Raw genomic sequence first — 15559 nt, forward strand, 5'->3', positions numbered from 1 at the left:
TCAATGACCGGGCAGGACGCACACCGTGTCGAGGCCCAGCACGTGGTTGAGGCGGCCGAAGGCCAGCCAGGAGCCGATGCTCATGCTCAGTTCCACGATGTCGCGCTGGGAGTAGTGCGCGGTCATCCGCTCCCAGAACTCCGCGTCGAGGCCACGGTGGTCCAGTGCGTACCGCTCGGCGTACTCGGCGGCCAGCCTGGTGCGGTCGTCGAAGGCGTCGGTGGTGCGCCACTGGGTGACCGCGTCGGCGAACTCCTCCTCGACCTTCTCGCCGTCCCGCTCGGTCCGCCATTCGAGGCAGAAGGCGCACCCGTTGATCTGCGCGATCCGCAGGCGCGCCGCCTCGAACTCCCGGAGCCCGAGGGTGGTGTGGGAGTAGACGGACAGCGAGAACTGCGAGGCGGCGGGGCCGATGCCCGGGACCATCTCGCCCCACACATAGGCGATCGGGTCCTTGCCCTCGGGGATGTCGATGTTCATGGCAGCTTCCTTCCTGTGTGGTCCGCGTCGGTGTGGTCCGTGTCGACGTGCTGCGCGCCGACGGGATGCGCGCCGAGCCTGCCGACGGCGGGGCGCAGGGGGACGTCGAGGGCGTCGTAGAGTCCGGGGTCCGCTTCCACGAGCCAGTCGATGGCACCCACCAGGCGGCCGACGGCGGTGGCGTTGCCCCCGGCCGAACGGTTGCCGCCCTCGTCGGTGGCCTCCACGGTGACCTCGATGCGGGGCCGCCCCTCGATGACCACGCGGTGTGCGCCCGCGCCGTCGGGCGGCGTCGGCCAGTCCGGTGCGCAGGAGGGGTGGATGCGGGTCACGTGCTCGATGACGAGGCGCGGTACGCCCGCGACGACACCCTGCACCTCGAACCGCACGGCTCCCTGGGTTCCGGCCGCGAACTTCCCCATCGTGCGGGTGCTCACCGTCGTGTCGAGCGCGCGGCGGTCCATGGTCTCCCGTATCTCGTCCAGCTCGACGCCGAGGGCGCGTGCCATCAGCCGCAACTGCCCGCCCCACACCATCGTCGGGACCGTGGGCGCCAGCATGGGCGGTTCGTAGTCCAGCGGATGGCCCATGCCGACCAGATGGCGGACGGAGTCCTCCTGGTCGTAGGTGGAGTAGTCGAAGATCTCCTGGCAGCGGATGACGTCCACGGTGGTGCCCAGCCCGCTGATGAGCAGCGGCAGCACGTCGTTGCCCCAGCCGGGGTCGACGCCGGAGACGAACAGCGAGCCGCCGCCCTCCGCGACGGCGGCCAGCACGGGTTCGCGCAGCTCGGGCGGTGCGTTGCGCTGGTCGTAGAGCGCGTACAGCGCGGGGGTGACGACCACGGCTCCGGCGCGGACAGCGCTGACGATGTCGGCGAGCGCCCCGTCGGCGCGGACGTCCCCGGAGGCCGCGTACACCACGGCCTGCGGCGCGGCGCCGAGCACCGCGCCGATGTCGTCCGTCGCGGCCACCCCCAGCTCGCGCCCGAGCCCGCCCAGTTCCCCGGCGTCGCGCCCGGCCTTCGCGGGGTCGTGCACGAGCACGGCCACCAGTTCCAGCGCGGGATGCGCCTCGACGGCACGCACAGCGGCACGCCCGACATTTCCCGTACCCCAGACAACCGTGGAAATCATGCGCGGAGGGTAGCGAGAGCACCTATCGGTTCATAGGCCCACGCGCACACCGAATTCCGCGCGATCCACGCGGAGTTGACGCAGCGTCACGCGCTCCACGCGCGCGAGCGCCCGAGCGGCCGGCGGTGTCCACCAGGCCGAGCGCCTCGGTCCAGAAGTCCACCGCGCGGGGAAGGCCGGTCACACCGATGGCCGGGCGATGACCGGGCATTCGAGTCTGAGCATGCCCCGAGTCTACGAACCGGGGGGGGAGCCTGCGCGACAAGGATTGGTATGGACATGCCCATCGCGCTCTCCTATGCTCCCTCCTAGTTCGTCATGAGAGCGCTCTCACCACACCCTGTTCCACCCTTCCACCCCCCGTGTAGCTGGAACGACAGAAGGGTCACCACCGTGAGACGCACCATCGCAGCGCGCGTCGGACTGTCCTCCTTCCTTCTCCTCGCCACCTGGGGCGGCGCCGTGCTCGCGCCCCAGGCGACAGCGGCACCCGCACCCGCGACCTCCGCACCGGCCTCCGCCGGAATACTCAGCGCCATGCAGCAGGACCTGGGCCTGACGGAGAGTCAGGCCCGTGACCGGCTGGCCTCCGAGAAGGCCGCGACGGCCGTCGAGAAGGCGGCACGCGAAGCGGCCGGTTCCGCGTACGGCGGTTCCTGGTACGACGCGGACACCGGCTCGATGAACGTCGCCGTCACCCGGTCACAGGCCGCCGAGGCCGTGCGGAAGACCGGGGCCGTCGTCCGTACCGTCGAGCACACCGCCAAGGAGCTGAACGCCACCAAGAAGCGCGTCGACGCGCTGTCCGCGCCGTCCGGCGTCGCGAGCTGGCACGTCGATCCCGAAGCGAACCGGGTCGTGGTCGACGTCGTCGCGGACGACAAGGACGACAAGGCCGTCCGCGCGTTCACCGAGCGCGCGCGGCGCGCGGGGCCCGTGCGGGTCGAGACCGTCGAAGAGGCACCCCAGACCTTCAGCGCCGGAACCGTGGGCGGCGACCCGTACTACACGGGCAACGTCCGCTGCTCCATCGGCTTCTCCGTGCACGGCGGGTTCGTCACCGCGGGCCACTGCGGGAAGCAGGGTGCCTCGGTGAGCGGCTGGGACCGCTCCTACATCGGCAACTTCCAGGGCTCGTCCTTCCCCGGCAACGACTACGCCTGGGTGAACGTCGGCAGCGGCTGGTGGACGGTGCCCGTCGTCCTGGGCTGGGGCACCGTGTCCGACCAGCTCGTACGCGGCTCGGCCGAGGCACCCGTCGGCGCCTCCATCTGCCGCTCCGGGTCCACCTCGCACTGGCACTGCGGCACCGTGCTCGCCAAGAACGAGACGGTCAACTACAGCCAGGGCGCCGTGTACCAGATGACCAAGACCAGCGCCTGCGCCGAAGGGGGCGACTCCGGCGGCTCGTTCATCAGCGGCGACCAGGCGCAGGGTGTGACCTCGGGCGGCTGGGGCAACTGCTCCAGCGGCGGCGAGACGTGGTACCAGCCGGTCAACGAGATCCTGGCGCGGTACGGGCTGACCCTGCACACCGCCTGATCCCGGCGATATAACGGGGGCAGCGGGCGGCGCGGCGGTACGACGAGGGTGCGGACGAGGGTGCGACCGGCGTCCGCACCCTCGGCCCTGCGTACCGCCCCCGCCGAGCGGCACACACGGAGCGGCACTCCCTGAGCGCACACATCGAGTGGCGCGCCCACCTGATGGCACACACGTCGAGTGGCACACACGGAGGGGACCATGTCAGCGCCCGTTACCCGTCAGCCCCCTGCGGGACCGGAGAACATCCGGGAGGTTCCCGGAGCGTGGCCGGTGCTCGGCCACATCGTGCCGATGCTCCGTCGGCCACTGGAGTTCCTGCCCGCCGGAGCCCGCTACGGCGACGTGGTCAAGGTGCGCTTCGGACGGCTGCCCGTCTACGTCCTCACGCACCCGGACGCGGTCAGGGAGGTGCTCGTCCCGGGGGACCTCGACTACAAGCGAGGGCGCATCTTCGAGAAGCTGGAACCGGGGCTCGGCCGGGGTCTGGCCACGGTGTCCGGCGCCGAGCACCGTCGGCTGCGGAGGCTGCTCCAGCCCGTCTTCACGCGCGAGCGCCTCGTCGGCTACGCCTCGGTCATGCGCGACGCGGCCGAGGGGACGGCCGCGTCATGGCAGGACGGCCAGACGCTGGAGGCAGACGTGGCCATGAACGAGCTGGCGCTCACCGCGCTCACCCGGAGCCTGTTCCGGTTCACGGCGGGCGCCGACACCTCCCGGGCCATCCAGAACGGCATGGGGTGCCTCTGCCACGGCCTGCTCATGCGCACCGTGCTGCCGTCGGTGTGGACACGGGTGCCCACACCCGGCAACGTCCGCTTCGACCGTGCGATGGCCACGATGCACCGGGCCGTCGGCGACCTCATCGGCACCTACCGCGACGCGGGCGAGGACCGGGGCGATGTCCTCTCCGCCCTGCTCGCGGCCCGCGATGACAACGGCGACGGGCTCTCCGTCGAAGAGGTGCACGCCCAGGTGATGACGTTGGCGCTGACCGGGATCGAGGCACCCGGCGCCGTGCTGGGCTGGCTGATGTACGAGATCGGCCGGGACCCCGAGGTGGCCGAGCGCGTCCACACCGAGATCGACACGGTCCTCGAAGGGAGACCCCCGCACTTCGACGACCTCCCCCGGCTGGAGTACCTCGACCGTGTCGTCACCGAGGTGCTCCGGCTGCACACACCCCTGGTCTTCATGCGGCGCACCCTGTCCGAGGTCCGCGTCGGCGGGGCCGTCGTCCCGGCCGGCGCGGAGGTCGTCTACAGCCCGTACCTGCTGCACCACGACCCCCGCTGGTTCCACGACCCCTTGCGCTTCGACCCCGACAGATGGCTCCCCGAGAACGCGGCGCGGATACCGAGGGGTGCCTTCATCCCCTTCGCCGCCGGTGCGTACCAGTGCGTCGGCAAGCTGTTCGCCACCACGGAACTCACCATGATCGCGGCGGTGCTCTGCGCACGCTGGCGGATGCGGCCGGTGCCCGGTGTGCCGGTGCGCGAGATCGCCACCGCGCTCGTGCGTCCCGACCGGCTGCCCATGACCGTCCACCGCCGCGACGTCGGCGGTCACGACGGACACGGCGAACACGGCGCGCGGGGCTGACGGACATGGACTCCTACGTGCTCCCCGACCTGAGGCTACCCTTCCCCACCGCCGCCCATCCGCAGGCACACCAGGTGCAGGAGACGGCCGAGCGGTGGTGCCGGACGAGCGGTCTGCTGCACTCACCGGAGACGGCCGCCACCTTCCGCGCCCTGGGCTACGGCCGCGTCATGTCCACGCTCCTCCCCCACGCGCCCGTCGCCGAACTGGCCCTGGTCACCTACTGGAACAGCCTCTTCTTCATCGCCGACGACCAGCAGAACGCCGCGATCGCCACCCACCGCACCGGGCTGTACGAGGCACTCGTCGCGGACATGCGCGAGATCGTCGCCGGGCGCCCGGTGCGCACGTACCGCCGCGGCCACCCTCTCCTCGACGCCCTGCGCGACCTGCTGCGCCGCACACTCCGGGACGGTCCGCCGTACTGGGCCGCACGGTTCCGCCGCAACCTGGACCTGTGGCTGACCGGGCACCTCGCCGAGAACTCCTACCGGGTGTCGGGGACCGTCCCCGGCGTGGAGGACTACATCGCGGTGCGGCGCGACGCGTCGACGGTGCTGCCCACGCTCGACCTCGTGGAGAGGGCCGAGGGTGCGACGGTGCCGGACGCGCTCTACGGGACACCCCAGTACCAGACCCTGGTCCTCGGCACGGCCGACATCATGTGCTGGGTCAACGACATCCACTCGCTGCACATGGAGCGGGGCGATCCGATCAACTTCGTGACGGTGCTGGACCACCACGAGAAAACCGGCGTCCAGAAGGCCGTCGACACCGTGGCCGAGCGCGTCGCGGGACGCGTCGCGGACCACCTCGCGGCGTCCGGGGAACTGCCCGGGGTGATGGCGGAACTGGGGCTGACGCACACCTCGCGGGAAGCGGTTCTGCGGTGTGTCCGGGACCAGCAGTCATGGGCCGCCGGCATGGAGAACTGGGACCGCACGGACACCATCCGCTTCGCCCCCTCCGAACTTCCCGCGCACGGTGGCACCGCGTCCTATGTGGAGGATCTGCTCGACATCACCGGAGTCCCACGATGACCGACCACGAAGACACCCGCCCCGAAGACACCCACGGCAGAGGCACCACCTCCGTACCGATGGCACCGGGCGCACTGCCCGTGCTCGGACACACCGTGTCCCTCATGCGCGGCCAGGCGGCATCGTCGCCGAGACGCACACGCCCCGACCCCGGGCACCTGCTCACGGCGCTGTCCGTCCCCGACGCGCGGGGCAGGGTGCTCGACGACGGTGAACTCCAGGTGCAGATCGTCAACCTGCTCGTCGCGGGAACCGAGACCAACGCCATGCTGATGGTGTGGATCCTCCACCTCCTGGACCGCGCGCCCGACGTGCAGCAGCGGGTGTGCGACGAACTGGCCTGGGTCCTGGACGGCAGGCCCGCCGGGCTCGCGGACATGCCCGCGCTGCGCCTCACCCGCAATGTCGTCCTGGAGACCATGCGGCTGGTGCCCGTCCTGTGGGTCCTCACCCGGACGACCACGGCCGAGGTCGAACTGGGCGGCCACACCTTCCCCACGGGTACGGGCTTCCTCTTCAGCCCGTACCAGCTCCATCACGACCCGGCGTACTTCCCGGCACCGGAGACGTTCCGCCCCGACCGCCGGGACACCTCGTACGAGGACACCGACCAGGCGTTCATCCCGTTCGGCGCGGGCCGGCGACGGCGCCTCGGGGAGACGTACGCGCTCGCGGAGACCGTCATCACGCTCAGTTCCCTCCTGCCGCGCTGGCGCCTGCGCACCGTCGACGGGAGCCGTGCCCGGCCGCGGTTCAGGAGTTCCCTCAACGCCGCGGGGATGCGGATGGTCCCGACGGCCCGGACCGCTCCTGCCCGGCGCGGTCCCACTCAGCACGGGCCCACTCAGCACGATTCCCCTGAGCACGGGCCCACTCCTCGCGGGTGAGCGCGTACTCGACCTCGCCGTGTTCGGAGCCCTCGATCGCCTCCGGCCAGTCACCGGTGAAGCCGCGCACGTAGGACAGCCCGGCCTTCTCCATCACCCGCCGCGAACGGGTGTTGACGGCCATGGTGTTCGCGGTCACCCGCTCCACCCCGAGGTCTGTGAAGCCCTTACGGATCAGGGCACGCGAGCCCTCGGTGGCGTAACCGCTGCCCCACGCGCTCCTGTTCAGCCGGTAGCCCAGTTCGACCACGGCCGCGCTGTGCTCCGACAGGGGCCGGAACTCGAACCAGCCCAGGAAGGTCCCCGCACTCTTCGCCTGGACCGCCCAGTAGCCACGGGTGCCGAGGCAGGGGTGGTCGTGGAGGAGCCGGGGCATGGTGCGTCCGACGATCGCCTCGCGGCTCGTCGGGCGACCGCCGTTGAGGAAGCGCGTCACCTCGGGGTCGTTGTCCAGCGCGAGCACATCGTCCGCGTCGGCCTCCGTGAACGCGCGCAGGACGAGCCGGCCGGTCTCCAGGAAGATGCGCATACCGGGAATCCTCGCCACCGGCGACAGCGACCGCCACCCGATATCCGGGTCCCCTCGCCGGGGCTGCCGCCGGGCCGGGAATCTGGTGGACTGCACGGCATGCATGTCCTGGCGCGCCGTCTCCTCGACGCACTCCACCGCTTCAACTCCGCCCACCCCTGGGACCACAACGCCCACTACCACCGCTGGATCCTCCGCCAGGTGCCGAGGCACGTCGAACATGTCCTGGACGTCGGCTCCGGCGCCGGTGACCTGGCCAGGCTCCTGGCGGCCCGCGCCACGTCCGTGCGGGGCATCGACTCCTCCCCCGCGATGGTCGCCAGGGCGCGGGAACTCACCGCCCAGGACGCGCCCGTGACGTTCACCGTCGCGGACGCGCCCACCGGGATACCGCCCGGCCCGTACTCCGTCATCACGTGTGTCGCCGCGCTGCACCATCTGCCGTTCACCGACGCGCTCACCCACTTCCGCCGCCACCTGGCGCCCGGCGGCACCCTCGTCGTCGTCGGCCTCTTCCGTACGCACTCCCCCGGCGACTACGTGCTCGCCACCCTCGCAGCGCCGCTCAACCTCGCCATGGGCCTGCTCGAGAACAGGGGCCGCGCGGCACCCCGCCCGCCCGCCATGAGGGCACCGGTCAAACCGGCGACCATGACCTTCCCCGACATCGCACGCGAGGCCCGCAGGGTGCTTCCCGGCGCGCGACTGCGGCGTCGGCTGTTCTGGCGCTACACGCTGGTGTGGCGACGCGACGGCTGAGGCGGGCGGGTGAGCGGGTGAGCGGGCACGATGGGGGCATGAGGCGGGGGTTCGTGTGGCTGCTGGCCGGTACGGCCGCGGCCCTGGCCGTCCTCGCGGCCGTCGGCGGAGCGGCCGGGGAGTGGGTGCCCGGGGTCTGGGGAGCGGCGTGCGCGGGGGCCGCCGGTTTCGTGGTTCCGGCCGTGTGGGACCGCGTCAAGGAGCGCCGGGACCGGGTCAGGACCGAGCTGGAGCGGCGAAGCGCCGCCGTGGCACGACTGGCGGAGGTCTCGGACGAGATGACCGCCCCGCCCGCGATGCCCACCGTGCCACGGCCACGCGGCACCGGTGACGTGGTGGGGCTGCTGCGTCCGCAGCGCGCGGTGGTGGCCTTCATCGGGCGCGAGGGCGAGCTGAGGCGGCTGCGGGAGTGGTGCCACGCGGACGGCCGGAACGGCGGAGACGGCGTGAGCGTCGGCGGGGGCGGGGGCGGGGGCACGGGCGCCGCGGTGGCGCTGGTGACGGGTACGGGAGGCGTGGGCAAGACCCGGCTGGCGCTGCGGCTGGCCGAGGAGCTGCGGCAGCGGGGCTGGAGCTGCCGGTGGGTGCGGGCGGGCGGCGAGGCCGACGTGGTGACCACCGTGCGGGAGGTGGGGGCCGCTCCCGTACTGCTGGTGGTGGACTACGCGGAGACCCGGACCGGGTTACGGGCGCTGCTGACCGCCGTGGCGGGCTCGCGTTCCGGGCAGGGCGGCCCCGAGCGGGATTCGCGGCGGCTACGGGTGCTGCTGCTGGCCCGTAGCGAGGGCGAGTGGTGGGAGAGGTTGCAGGGGGTGCCGGGTCCCGTCGGCGCGGCGGTCGCGGGCGCGGTGACCGTCGCGCTGGAGCCCGGTGTGCTGCCGCGGTGGCCGGAGCGGCAGCTCGTCGCCGAAGCGGTGCCCCAGTTCGCCCGCGCGCTCGGGATACCGCCCCCTCGGCACGCCGAGGTGACGTTGGCCGATGAGGGGGTGCCTCTGCTCGTGCTGCACGCCGCGGCGCTGGTCCTGGTACTCCGCGCACGGGAGGCAGGGGCCCCCGGTGCTCCGGCCGCGCTGCCCGGTGCCGCCCTGCCCGTGGCCGCGCTGCCCGTGGCCGTCGGCTCGGCCGTGCTGGACGAGCTGCTGCGGCACGAGAAGCGGTACTGGTACGAGAGCGCCGCCATCGCCGCCCTCACGGGCCCCGGCGGTCTGGACACGACGGCGGTGCAGCGCTGTGTCGCCGTCACCAGCCTGCTCGACGCGGACAGCGAGGCAGCGGCGGCGGACCTGCTGAGCCTGGTGCCGGGCCTCGATGCACCGTGGTGCGACCCTCTGCGGCGCAGGACGGCGCGCTGGCTGAGCACCCTCTATCCCGGCACGTCGCCCGGCGCCGTAGGGCCGCTGCAACCCGATCTGCTGGCGGAGCACCACATCGCCCGCCAGTTGGACCGCAGCCCGGAGATGGCGCGGCTCATCGGCTTACGTCTCGACGCGTCGCACGCGCGGCGCGCCCTCACCGTACTGACGAGGGCGCACGCCCATCAGCCCGGCGTCGAGGCGGTGCTGGAGGGGTGGCTCGCGGCCCGGCTGCCCGAACTCGCCGAAGCGGCGGTCACCGTCGCGGTGGAGACACCGGGGCCGCTCGGCCCCCTCATGGCCCGGGTGCTGGCGGAAGCGGACCTGCCGCTCACCGCTCTCCAGCACGTGAAGCGTGCGATCCCGTACCCCACCCTGGCGCTGGCCGAGGCGGACATGGTGGTGACCCATCACATCGTCGAGGCGCTGCCCGAGGAGGCCACGCCGGAGCGCCGTGCCATGTGGCTGGAGGCCCTGGGGCTCGCGTTCCATCAGGTCGGGCGCCGGATGGAGGCGCTGGCGCCGATGGAGGAAGCGGAACGTATCCGGCGTCGGCTCGTGCGGCTCTCCCCCGAGCAGCACCGCCCTGGTCTGGCCGCGTGCCTGAGCAGTCTCGGGCACCGGCTCGCGGAGGCCGGACGCGTCCCGGAGGCGCTGACGGCGGCTCAGGAGGCCGTCGGCCTCTACCGCGACCTCGCCCACACCTTCCCCTCCTCCCCCGACCGCTACCGGCCCGCGCTCGCCGAATGCCTCAACAGCCTCGGCATGCGGCTGTCCGAGGCGGGACGGGTGGACGAGGCGCTGGCGGCGACGCAGGAGGCGGTCGACCTGGAACTGGTCGGGTACGCGCCCGACAGGCGCCCGCACGTGCTGGCGATGCTGCTGCACAATCTCGGCAACCGGCTCTTCGAGGCGGGACGCGAGGACGAGGCACTGGCACCGACGCGGGAGGCGGCGGATCTCTACCGCGAGCTGGTGCGGCACGCTCCCGACCGCCACCGCCCCGGGCTGGCGAGCTGTCTCAACAACCTCGGCAACCGGCTCTCCGACGCGGGTCTCCGTGCCGAGGCGCTGACGGCGGCTCAAGAAGCGGTGGACCTCTACCGCGACCTCGCCCGCACCTCCCCCGACCGCTACCGCCCCGGCCTGGCCGCGTGCCTCAACAACCTCGGCAACCGGCTCTCCGACGCGGGACGCGAGCAGGACGCCCTGGTCTCGATCGAGGAGGCCGTCCGCGTCCACCGGGCTCTGCACCGCGAGCTGCGACAGGGGCCGCGCCGAGATCCGGTGCGGTTCCCGTACCGGGCGCAGGCCCGGACCAACACGGACCGGGCCGACGTGGACCGCTTCCGTCACGCGCTCGCGGCGTCCCTGCGCAACCTCGGCATCCAGCTCACCGCTGTGGGGCGCGACGTGGAGGCCCGCGCGGCGCACGCCGAGGCGGCCTCCCTCACGGGCGACGGCCCGCCATGACAGCCCGCGCCGGTGATGCCGGTACCGGTGCCGGTGCGGGCCGCCTCTATCTCCAGCGCGGCATCATCTCCGACGACAGCACCTACGACAAGGACATCGCGCTGGCCTTCGGCCCGAAGTGACCTGCCGTGGTGTGTCCGCCGGGTGGGGTGCGCACGGGTCGCCCCCACCCGCCGGACCGCCCGCCGCCCGGACCGGCCCGTGCGGGCCGGTGCCGGTTCAGCGGCTGACTGTGCTGCGGCTTCCGGTTCGACGGCTACCGGTCCGACCAGGGCCGGTCCGGCCAGGCCGCCCGGCTCAGCCGGACCCGCCCGGCGCCGCGCCCGCGTCCGCGGCCTGGAGGTGCGTCCCGGCCGCCGTGGGCGGGGCGAGCGCGCCGTTGCCCTGCCCCTGGCTCCCGCCCCCCTGTCCCGGGCCCGCTTCGGCCTGCCGGACCATCTCGGTCAGCCAACTGGGCGGAGGGCCACCGTCCACCGCGGACCCTGATGCGGCGACGGACTGCCCGGTCTGCCCGCTCGCCCCCACACCGCCGGGCGCCGCGCCCGCGTCGGCCGCGCCACCGGCCGTGGCGCCCGCGGCGGGCGACGCCGCCTGGGCACCGGGCGCCTGGGCCTGGGCACCGGACCGCGCCGTGCCCTCGGACGAGGCGGCCCCGGCGTCGTCGGAGACGATGATGTTGAGCTTCATGGCGCTCCTCGCCTTCGTCAGTTGAGCACCGCGTAGCGGCCCTCGAAGTTCAGTTGGCTGTTGCTGAGGTTCTTCACCGTCAGCCAGTACGTCACCGCCGAACCCGAGGCACGCTCCACGTCGGTCTCCCACTCCAGTTGCGGGTTGCCCGCCTGCGGGGACGTCGGCATGAAGTACCAGACGACGTGCCACTCCTGCGGCCAGCCGTAGGTGAACCAGCGCCCGCTCTGGCCCGGGGCCAGCGTGCCCGTGAACTGCGTACCCACTCGCATGGTCGTTTCCTCTCACCTGTCACCTGTCGCGGTTGCGGAGCCTGTCCGCCTTGCGGAGCCTGTCGGTGTCGCGGAACCCGTTCACCAGCCGAGGACCGCGAAGCGGGCCTCGAAGTCGACCGGGTCACCGACGAGGTTGGTCACGTCGATCCAGTACGTGGCGTACATGTCGCTGGCGCGCTCCACCCGTACCCGCCAGCGGATCTGCGGCGCTCCGGGGCGGGGTGTGGTGGGCACGACCGTCCAGAGCACATGCCAGTGCGCGGGCCACTGGTAGGTGAACCAGCGGCGTGTCTGCCCCCCGCTCAGCGAGCCGCGGAACTGCACCCCGGTCCAGCTCTGCGTCTGGAGTGCCGCCGGGATGAGCTGGCGCAGGTTGGGCCGGTTGCCGATGCGCTGGGTCGCCGGGCGGCCCGGCGCGTCCTGCTGCGGCGATCCCGTGGCACGCAGCAACTGGCGGGCCCGGGAGGGCGAGAGGGGGATGCGGCCTTGTGCCCGCAGCACGCCCTGGGTGCAGCACACCGCGCCGACGACGATGGGTGAGGCGCTGGAGGTGCCGCTGAACTGGTCGGTGTACCAGAGGTCCTGGTTGGCGCCGCCCTGGAGGTCGCCGTAGCCGGTGGTGGTCACCTCACGGCCCCAGCCCTGTGTGTCGAGCGCGGCACCGTAGTTGGAGAAGTCCAGCCGGGACCTGTCGGGGCCGTGGTCGCGCCCGTGGGTGTTGGGCGGCGGCGCTCCCGCTCCGACGAGGACGGCGCCCGCGTCCAGTTCCCTGCGCCGGAAGGGGTTGCGCCACCAGGAGGGGAAGCCCGCGCGCGGGGTGTCGTACACCGCGTCGTCCAGGTTCTCGGCGCCGTTGCCCGCCGCCTCCACGACGACGATGCCCCTGTTCACCGCGTACCGGATGGCCAGATAGTCGTCGGGCCACCACTCGACGGCGATGTAGCCCTGCTGGCCGACACCGGTGGCGTTGGGCCCTGCGCGGTGGATCTCCAGCAGGAGGACGTCGCCGGGGCCGAGGCGGTCGGCGGCGTTGCGGATGGCGGTGGCGGTCGCGATGGAGAACGCGGACGCGCTGGTCACCGCGTCCGGTGAGATGCCGGTGATGCCGATGGTGTTGACGTCGCCGCCGATCTCGCCGAGGACGGCTGTGCCGTGGTTGGTGTCGGTGCTGCCGGTGCCCGAGATGATGCCGCCCTGGTTGAGCAGCAGGTCCTCGTGGGTGAAGCGCCAGCCCCACTCGCAGTCGACCACGCGGACACCCGCACCGCGTCCGCCCGCCAGCGTCCACGCGTAGCGTGCGTCGATGCCGCCGGGTGCGGCGTCGAGATAGCCCTGCCTGGCGGTGAAGTCGGGGGTCGCCGGCGGTGCTTCGACCTCCTGGGGTGCCATGTCGTTGAGCGGCGGCAGGTCGACGTCCTGCGCCTGCTTCTTCGTCTTGCGCGCGGCGGGTGCGCTGCGATGACCGGAGGTCGCGGGGCCCGCGAGCGCGACGCCGGGTTTGACGTACGCGCCCTCGACCGCGTCGGAGGCGCGCAGCCGGTCCGCGAGTTCCTCCAGGCGGTCCTCCGGGGCCTCGACCTGGTAGAACAGGCCCATCCTCGTCAGGACTTCGCGGTCGGACACCATGTCCGACCCCGTGCCCGATCCCGCCCCGGGTCCCGCTCCGGGCGCCGCCGTCACCTCCTGGGCGAGCAGGCGCTCGGGGCTGCCGAACAGCGGGCTGATGGTGACGTCGGGATCGGCGGCGACCGCGTCCAGGCCGCTCACCTCCACCTCGGCCGAGGCGGTCGCGCCGGTGGGGGTGATGCGCACCCCCGCGTCGGCGCGCGCCACGCACACCAGCTCCGCGCGGCCGAAGAGCGATTCGATGATCTCTGCCGGGCTGCCGCCCCCTGCGTCTGCTGCACCTGGTCGCTGTGACACGGTCTCTCCTTCACCACTCGCGTACGCCGTACGGCCACACCTCGTGGCCCGGACCTCGGGACTCCCCCGGGCTCCCCCGCTCCGGGACCCGCCGGAAACGGCTAGGGAAGCTCGGCCGGTGGTTTCACATAGGCGGCGTCGACGTCGGGCCGCTCGCGCAGTGCGGCGGCGACGTCCTCGGCGTCGGCCCCAGCCCCGGCGGGTACGGCGACCGTGTACCAGTCCAGCAGTGACGCGTCGTCCGCGCCCGGGTACATGGGCCGCGCCGTGAGGCCGAACCGCTCCCGCAGACAGTCCAGGGCACCGCCCGGTGCCCGTGCGGCGCCGTACCCCTGTGACGTGCTGAGCTGGACCACCACCTCGCCCGCCGTGGCCATGTCCGAACACCCCCGAACCCCCCGCCCTTTGCCGCGGGCCGCCCGCCCGCGCATCAGCGGACGCCCACCGGGACCGCGACGCTACAGGGGGCGCCGTCACCGCTCCGTCACGCCGTCATCACCCGGCGCCCCGCGTCTTTTTACCCCCGCGGGAAAAATACTCCGGCATTCAAACAAAACAGAGTATCCCTTTTGTTTTATACTCGTGCTGTCTTCCGTCCCCACCCGTAACTGCCCAGGACATGGGCCCGCCTGATAGAAGGTCCCCCGATGAGGCAAGAGCGCGCTGAGCGCACCAGATACGCTCTGACTCTGGCGGCGGCGAAACTGTTCGACCAGGTCGGGGTCGAGCGCGCCACCCTCTCCGAGGTCAGCCGCACCGCAGCCGTGAGCAAGGGCGCCCTCTCGTTCCACTTCCAGAGCAAGGCCGATCTCGCCGTGACGGTCCAGCAACTGGCCTGTCAGCACGCGGAGCAGCGGGTCGAGGAGCTGCGGGCCAGGGATCTCCCCGCGCTCCAGACGCTCATCGACCTCAGCCATCTCGTCGCCCACCAGCTCACACACGACTACATCGTGCGGGCCTGGCGCGAAGTGGCCGAGCACCAGCGGGAGTCGGACTGCTCCGTCAGCCCGACGCTGCACCTGTTCCACAACTGGCAGCGCAGGTTCGTCGAGGTCGCGGTCGAGGCGCAGCAGGACCACAGCCTGCGGCCCGACACCGATCCCCGTACGACGGCGCACACCGCGCTCTCGCTCAGCGCGGGCCAGCAGATCCTCCAGGGCGATCCGGTGGCCGGGGTCCGTGCCCGGCTCACGGAGGCGTGGGAGCTGATACTCCCCTCGCTGGTCGCCCCGCTCAGCCCCTGGCCCCTGCGGGCACAGGGCAGCGAGGACTCGTTCGGCGCGGGTCTCGGCGACGATCCGCTGCCGCTCGTGCCCGCGGCGCGGCGCGCGAGCTGAGCCCGCGCACCCAGACCGTCCAGACCGTTCCCCTGCCGCCGTCCCGGCGGGTCACTGTCACCGTTGTCCACCGCTCCTCAGTGATACGGCGCCTGCCGCCCGCCGCGGCAGGCGCCGCCCTTCTCCGTAAGGACCGCTTGCGATGACCACAGTCAACCGTCGGGAGACCGGCGCCGTCTTCCCTCCACCGGCGCTGCGGGAGCTGCCCGATCCCGGGCCCGTCGAACCGCGTGTGACCAGGACTCAGATGCTGACCTTCACGGGCCCGGACGAGGGCGACTTGTTCATCCGGTTCGGTGAGTGGTGCAAGCAGCACCGCAACGCCCTGATCGAGAGCCTGTCGTGGACCCCGCACCACAAGTGCGCGCACGGCATCCAGCCGGACGAGACGGAGGAGGTCTACCGGCTCGACGTCATCGTCAACCGCAGCCTGGAGGACGACTGGGAGCAGTAGTGGCGCAGGAGCGGGGAGCGGTCAGCGTGTCGCGGTGCGACCGCGCCCGTGTCCTCGCCCCGCTCTTCGACGCACCCGAGCCC

The 15559-nt window shown here is 72.6% G+C and carries 14 protein-coding genes and 2 pseudogenes; 9 read left to right on the plus strand and 7 right to left on the minus strand.

Annotated elements, in window-relative coordinates:
* Positions 1–480 carry a carboxymuconolactone decarboxylase family protein gene (locus tag ACYVOO_RS24105; RefSeq protein WP_461017774.1) on the minus strand — a complete coding sequence of 160 codons (480 nt, stop codon included), beginning with the start codon at positions 478–480 and terminating at the stop codon, positions 1–3.
* A gap of 62 nt (positions 481–542) precedes the next feature.
* Positions 543–1616: pseudogene (locus ACYVOO_RS24110) on the minus strand (NAD(P)H-dependent amine dehydrogenase family protein); the annotation flags it as partial.
* Between the two features lie 393 nt (positions 1617–2009).
* Between ACYVOO_RS24110 and ACYVOO_RS24115 the strand changes: the two are divergent.
* The 4 genes and pseudogenes from ACYVOO_RS24115 to ACYVOO_RS24130 all read left to right on the plus strand — a co-directional run.
* Positions 2010–3158, plus strand: a complete 1149-nt coding sequence (locus ACYVOO_RS24115) for a S1 family peptidase (protein ID WP_461017775.1) — start codon at positions 2010–2012, stop codon at positions 3156–3158.
* Between the two features lie 201 nt (positions 3159–3359).
* Positions 3360–4760, plus strand: coding sequence for a cytochrome P450 (locus tag ACYVOO_RS24120; protein ID WP_461017776.1), 1401 nt, complete (start codon positions 3360–3362; stop codon positions 4758–4760).
* A 5-nt stretch (positions 4761–4765) separates the two neighbouring features.
* Positions 4766–5800 (plus strand): terpene synthase family protein, encoded by a 1035-nt coding sequence (locus ACYVOO_RS24125; RefSeq protein WP_461017777.1) that lies wholly within the window; start codon positions 4766–4768, stop codon positions 5798–5800.
* A 104-nt stretch (positions 5801–5904) separates the two neighbouring features.
* Positions 5905–6549 (plus strand): annotated as a pseudogene (locus ACYVOO_RS24130) (cytochrome P450); the annotation flags it as partial.
* Positions 6550–6565: 16 nt separating this feature from the next.
* Here ACYVOO_RS24130 and ACYVOO_RS24135 read toward each other — a convergent pair.
* Positions 6566–7216 carry a GNAT family N-acetyltransferase gene (locus ACYVOO_RS24135; protein ID WP_461017778.1) on the minus strand — a complete coding sequence of 217 codons (651 nt, stop codon included), beginning with the start codon at positions 7214–7216 and terminating at the stop codon, positions 6566–6568.
* Between the two features lie 99 nt (positions 7217–7315).
* Here ACYVOO_RS24135 and ACYVOO_RS24140 point away from each other — a divergent pair, with 99 nt between their 5' ends.
* From ACYVOO_RS24140 to ACYVOO_RS24150, 3 genes are read left to right on the plus strand one after another with little or no spacing between them, the layout of a single operon-like run.
* Positions 7316–7975: a class I SAM-dependent methyltransferase gene (locus ACYVOO_RS24140; RefSeq protein ID WP_461017779.1), complete on the plus strand. Its 660-nt coding sequence runs from the start codon at positions 7316–7318 to the stop codon at positions 7973–7975.
* A 38-nt stretch (positions 7976–8013) separates the two neighbouring features.
* On the plus strand, positions 8014–10800 hold the full coding sequence (locus ACYVOO_RS24145; RefSeq protein ID WP_461017780.1) for a tetratricopeptide repeat protein: 2787 nt from the start codon (positions 8014–8016) through the stop codon (positions 10798–10800).
* On the plus strand, positions 10797–10922 hold the full coding sequence (locus tag ACYVOO_RS24150; RefSeq protein ID WP_461017781.1) for a hypothetical protein: 126 nt from the start codon (positions 10797–10799) through the stop codon (positions 10920–10922). Before ACYVOO_RS24145 ends, ACYVOO_RS24150 begins: the two co-directional genes overlap by 4 nt.
* A gap of 175 nt (positions 10923–11097) precedes the next feature.
* On the opposite strand, the gene ACYVOO_RS24155 is transcribed toward ACYVOO_RS24150, so the two are convergent.
* From ACYVOO_RS24155 to ACYVOO_RS24170, 4 genes are all read right to left on the minus strand, one after another.
* Positions 11098–11487, minus strand: a complete 390-nt coding sequence (locus ACYVOO_RS24155) for a hypothetical protein (RefSeq protein WP_461017782.1) — start codon at positions 11485–11487, stop codon at positions 11098–11100.
* Positions 11488–11504: 17 nt separating this feature from the next.
* Positions 11505–11759: a hypothetical protein gene (locus tag ACYVOO_RS24160; protein ID WP_453349454.1), complete on the minus strand. Its 255-nt coding sequence runs from the start codon at positions 11757–11759 to the stop codon at positions 11505–11507.
* A gap of 81 nt (positions 11760–11840) precedes the next feature.
* Complete coding sequence (locus ACYVOO_RS24165) at positions 11841–13685, minus strand: S8 family peptidase (RefSeq protein ID WP_461017783.1); 1845 nt, start codon at positions 13683–13685, stop codon at positions 11841–11843.
* Between the two features lie 101 nt (positions 13686–13786).
* The gene (locus ACYVOO_RS24170; RefSeq protein ID WP_461017784.1) at positions 13787–14062 is read right to left on the minus strand and encodes a hypothetical protein; all 276 of its coding nucleotides are present in this window, start codon (positions 14060–14062) and stop codon (positions 13787–13789) included.
* Positions 14063–14332: 270 nt separating this feature from the next.
* Between ACYVOO_RS24170 and ACYVOO_RS24175 the strand changes: the two genes are divergently transcribed.
* Positions 14333–15022: a TetR family transcriptional regulator gene (locus ACYVOO_RS24175; RefSeq protein WP_461017785.1), complete on the plus strand. Its 690-nt coding sequence runs from the start codon at positions 14333–14335 to the stop codon at positions 15020–15022.
* A 142-nt stretch (positions 15023–15164) separates the two neighbouring features.
* On the plus strand, positions 15165–15476 hold the full coding sequence (locus ACYVOO_RS24180) for a hypothetical protein (RefSeq protein ID WP_461017786.1): 312 nt from the start codon (positions 15165–15167) through the stop codon (positions 15474–15476).
* Positions 15477–15559 lie beyond the last annotated feature (83 nt).

This window comes from Streptomyces daliensis (assembly GCF_054782395.1).

Excerpts from the sequence above, each read along its gene's own strand:
- ACYVOO_RS24125 (WP_461017777.1), top strand. The coding sequence starts at position 4,766 with ATGGACTCCTACGTGCTCCCCGACCTGAGGCTACCCTTCCCCACCGCC.
- ACYVOO_RS24135 (WP_461017778.1), bottom strand. The coding sequence starts at position 7,216 with ATGCGCATCTTCCTGGAGACCGGCCGGCTCGTCCTGCGCGCGTTCACG.
- ACYVOO_RS24145 (WP_461017780.1), top strand. The coding sequence starts at position 8,014 with ATGAGGCGGGGGTTCGTGTGGCTGCTGGCCGGTACGGCCGCGGCCCTG.
- ACYVOO_RS24105 (WP_461017774.1), bottom strand. The coding sequence starts at position 480 with ATGAACATCGACATCCCCGAGGGCAAGGACCCGATCGCCTATGTGTGG.
- ACYVOO_RS24120 (WP_461017776.1), top strand. The coding sequence starts at position 3,360 with ATGTCAGCGCCCGTTACCCGTCAGCCCCCTGCGGGACCGGAGAACATC.
- ACYVOO_RS24140 (WP_461017779.1), top strand. The coding sequence starts at position 7,316 with ATGCATGTCCTGGCGCGCCGTCTCCTCGACGCACTCCACCGCTTCAAC.
- ACYVOO_RS24160 (WP_453349454.1), bottom strand. The coding sequence starts at position 11,759 with ATGCGAGTGGGTACGCAGTTCACGGGCACGCTGGCCCCGGGCCAGAGC.
- ACYVOO_RS24150 (WP_461017781.1), top strand. The coding sequence starts at position 10,797 with ATGACAGCCCGCGCCGGTGATGCCGGTACCGGTGCCGGTGCGGGCCGC.
- ACYVOO_RS24170 (WP_461017784.1), bottom strand. The coding sequence starts at position 14,062 with ATGGCCACGGCGGGCGAGGTGGTGGTCCAGCTCAGCACGTCACAGGGG.
- ACYVOO_RS24175 (WP_461017785.1), top strand. The coding sequence starts at position 14,333 with ATGAGGCAAGAGCGCGCTGAGCGCACCAGATACGCTCTGACTCTGGCG.
- ACYVOO_RS24155 (WP_461017782.1), bottom strand. The coding sequence starts at position 11,487 with ATGAAGCTCAACATCATCGTCTCCGACGACGCCGGGGCCGCCTCGTCC.
- ACYVOO_RS24180 (WP_461017786.1), top strand. The coding sequence starts at position 15,165 with ATGACCACAGTCAACCGTCGGGAGACCGGCGCCGTCTTCCCTCCACCG.